The following is a 3,288-nucleotide window of genomic DNA, read 5'->3' as shown; positions in this document are numbered from 1 at the left end:
AGCACCGCCCATTGCAGGATCGCCGTGCGTACCGGGCTTGCCATTGCCGGGCCCCACACCGCTTGCACCTCCGGCGGCATCAGGGCAAAACTGATATGGGTCAGCAGGGCGGAGGCAACAGCCATCAGCATCAGCGCCATCCAACCGACCGAAGGCGCAAAGCCAAAGCGTAGCACCTGCGCCGCAGCCTGTCGCGGCGCAACCAGCGTTGCGCGCAGCATTTGCATCAGGTTCGCCGGGGTCAATTCCATCTTTACCGTTCCGCTTCAATGAGGTTGAGCATCCAGAACACCACAAACGCCACACCAGTCAGCACGGAAACCGCCGTCAGACCACCGCTCGGCCCGATCATGCCTTTGACCAATCCTTGCAGCAACATCAAAGGGCTGACCGTGACCAGCGCCCAAAACAGGGCCAGTCTTGCGCCGTAATGGTTGCCCTTACCACCGAAAACCCGCGCGATCCAATGGCTTATCGCAGCCAGCAGATACCAGACCGGGATCAGCACCAAAATCCCCATCGCCAATCCGAAAAGCTGTGCCACCATCGGCACCTCTGGGTTGTAAAAGCTGTTGCGGCTGGCCCCCGGCCATTGTGCGATGAAGGCCACAACCATGAAGGCAACCAACAGGGCAAAAGCCCAAGGCTCCGAGCGGTCGCGCGCCAGATGTCCGCGCATGACGGCACGGGGATTGCGCCAGGCGCGGGTTATATCCGTCGTGACCGACATTCAGCCCTTGGGGCTTTCATGCCGGTGCAGCCAATCCTCCATCCGGGCGCGGATATCTTCGGCCAGTGCCGCATCCTCGATCTCGGCAATTGCTTCAGCGAGGAAGGCAAGCACAAGCAGGCTTTCCGCATCGCGAATCGTCACGCCGCGTGATAGCAGATAGAACAGCGCGCCCTCATCAATCGCGCCGGAGGTGGAACCGTGGCTGCACACCACGTCATCGGCGTAAATCTCCAGCTCAGGCTTGGCGAGGAACTGGCTGTCTTCATCCAGCAACAGCGATTGACTGATCTGATAGCCATCGGTTTTCTGTGCACCGGGTTTCACCAGAATCTTGCCTTGAAACACACCCACAGCGCCGTTCTTCAGGACTTTCTTGAACACCTGACGGCTTTCGCAACGCTCTGCATCATGGGTGATGAACACGGTATCATCGTGGTGGAAATCGCCGTCTCCGACCGCCGCCCCTGCGACATGCGCAACCGCATCATCGCCGGTAAACTCGATCACTGCCTCATTCCGCGTCAAAATCCCGTTCATTGACAGGGTGAAGCTCTTGAACAGCGCATCTTCCGCCAGTCGCGCGAAAATATGGGTGATGAGTTGCTTGCCGTGAGAGCGGCCCTGCGGGCGGATATGATGCAGCTTTCCGCCCTTTGCGACATCGACTTCCATCACGATATTGCTGCGCGCACCGGCAATCCCGGTTTCCAGCAGCGTCAGATCCGCGCCTTCCTCCACCTTGATGCAATGATGCAGCATCGCATCCGAGCTATTTGATTTCTGACGATAAGAAATGTGAAGCGGCTTTGATACCCGCCCCGTCACGCGGATCAAAAGCCCGTCCTTGGCGGCGGCCGTATTCAGCGCCGCAAACGGGCGTGGCACCGCGGATTGACCTGCCTGCTCCAGCACACCGTAAACTGCGCCAGCCCAATGAATATCTTGCGCATCCGCCTGCGCAAGGCGCGTAATCTCCACCCCGGACAACGCAGCTGCATCCGAGGCTTCGGCATCGAAAACCCCATCAACAAAGACCAGCCGAAGCTTGTCCTTGCCGGTAAAGATCGGCGCCTCAACCCGCAGCGCAGTTGACGCGAGCGGGGTATCCGAGTTCAACAGTTTCGGATCGGTGTAACGCCAGTATTCATCGCGCCGACCGGGCAAACCCATCTTGTTAAGTCGCAAAAGTGCGGCCTGACGCGCCGCGCCAGAAAAACCGCCCTTGGGCAGATCAAACCCTGCGAGGCGCGCATCAAGTGCGTCGCTCCTTACCTGAACCTGTGCCATTACGCCACCTCGGCCAGAATATCCGCATAGCCGTTCTGCTCCACCTCCAGCGCCAGTTCCGGCCCGCCGGATTTGACGATGCGCCCATCGGCCATGATATGCACGAAATCAGGTTTGATATGGTCCAGAAGCCGTTGATAATGTGTGATAACCAGAAATGATCGTCCGGCAGCGCGCAGCGCGTTAACGCCTTCGGCAACCAATTTCATCGCATCGACATCAAGACCGGAGTCGGTCTCGTCCAGAATGCACATTTTCGGTTCCAGCATCGCCATTTGCAGGATCTCGTTGCGCTTCTTCTCACCGCCCGAAAAACCGACATTGACCGGACGCTTCATCATTTCAGCATCAATATTCAACGCCTTGGCCTTTTCCCGAATGAGTTTCAGAAACTCCCCGGCTGACAGTTCGTCCTCGCCGCGCGCCTTGCGCTGCGCATTCACGGCGGTCCGCAGAAAGGTCATGTTGCCCACGCCCGGAATCTCTACAGGATATTGAAACGCAAGGAAAAGCCCAGCTGCCGCGCGCGCTTCAGGTTCCATCTCCAGCAGATCGACCCCTTCAAGTTCCGCCGAACCGTCAGTGACTTCATAACCACCCTTGCCCGCAAGAACATAGGACAGGGTGGATTTCCCCGACCCGTTCGGCCCCATGATCGCATGGACCGAACCTGCCTCCACCGTCAGGTCAACGCCTTTCAGGATGGCTTTATCCTCTTCCTCAAGTTTGACGTGCAGATTCTTGATTTTCAACATTTTATTCCTCAATCTCAACTCAATGTCCTTTCGCGGAACGGGTAAAGTGGGCTTTACCCGACCGACCCTTCCAGCGAAATCGCGACCAGCGCCTGCGCTTCCATCGCAAATTCCATCGGCAGGGCTTGCAGCACTTCCTTGCAGAACCCGTTGACCACCAGCGCGACCGCCTCCTCCTCATCCATCCCGCGTGAGCGGCAATAGAAAAGCTGATCGTCGTCAACCTTGGAGGTCGTCGCCTCATGCTCCACGCGCGAGGAGTTGTTCTTCACTTCGATATACGGCACCGTATGCGCGCCACAGCCAGACCCGATCAGCAAACTGTCGCATTGGGTATAATTGCGCGATTCCTTGGCCTTGGGGTGCATACTTACCAAACCCCGGTAAGTATTCTGCGCCCGTCCCGCCGAAATCCCCTTGGACACGATCCGCGATTTTGTGCGCTTGCCCAGATGAATCATCTTGGTCCCGGTATCGGCCTGCTGCGCGTTGTTGGCGATGGCGATGGAATAG

At 58.0% G+C, this 3,288-nt stretch carries 4 protein-coding genes and 1 pseudogene; all 5 read right to left on the bottom strand.

The genetic code is table 11. The annotated features are described in order from the left end of the window. Positions 1 to 251: pseudogene (locus L0H65_RS16850) on the bottom strand (hypothetical protein); the annotation flags it as partial. Positions 252 to 253: 2 nt separating this feature from the next. Beyond that, positions 254 to 730, bottom strand: coding sequence for a Yip1 family protein (locus tag L0H65_RS16845; RefSeq protein WP_301460384.1), 477 nt, complete (start codon positions 728 to 730; stop codon positions 254 to 256). Beyond that, complete coding sequence (locus tag L0H65_RS16840) at positions 731 to 2,020, bottom strand: SufD family Fe-S cluster assembly protein (RefSeq protein ID WP_301460382.1); 1,290 nt, start codon at positions 2,018 to 2,020, stop codon at positions 731 to 733. After that, positions 2,020 to 2,775 carry a Fe-S cluster assembly ATPase SufC gene (sufC, locus tag L0H65_RS16835; protein WP_301460380.1) on the bottom strand — a complete coding sequence of 252 codons (756 nt, stop codon included), beginning with the start codon at positions 2,773 to 2,775 and terminating at the stop codon, positions 2,020 to 2,022. Before sufC ends, L0H65_RS16840 begins: the two co-directional genes overlap by 1 nt. Before the next feature lie 53 nt (positions 2,776 to 2,828). Next, a partial coding sequence (locus tag L0H65_RS16830; protein ID WP_301460378.1) for a SufD family Fe-S cluster assembly protein occupies positions 2,829 to 3,288 on the bottom strand: 460 nt, incomplete at its 5' end.

The sequence above is a fragment of the Pseudorhodobacter sp. genome (assembly GCF_030452865.1).
Classification (GTDB): Bacteria; Pseudomonadota; Alphaproteobacteria; order Rhodobacterales; family Rhodobacteraceae; genus Pseudorhodobacter.
The sequence above is the reverse complement of the archived record's forward strand: the minus strand, read 5'-3'. Positions and strand labels throughout refer to the sequence as shown.

Excerpts from the sequence above, each read along its gene's own strand:
- sufC (WP_301460380.1), bottom strand. The coding sequence starts at position 2,775 with ATGTTGAAAATCAAGAATCTGCACGTCAAACTTGAGGAAGAGGATAAA.
- L0H65_RS16840 (WP_301460382.1), bottom strand. The coding sequence starts at position 2,020 with ATGGCACAGGTTCAGGTAAGGAGCGACGCACTTGATGCGCGCCTCGCA.
- L0H65_RS16845 (WP_301460384.1), bottom strand. The coding sequence starts at position 730 with ATGTCGGTCACGACGGATATAACCCGCGCCTGGCGCAATCCCCGTGCC.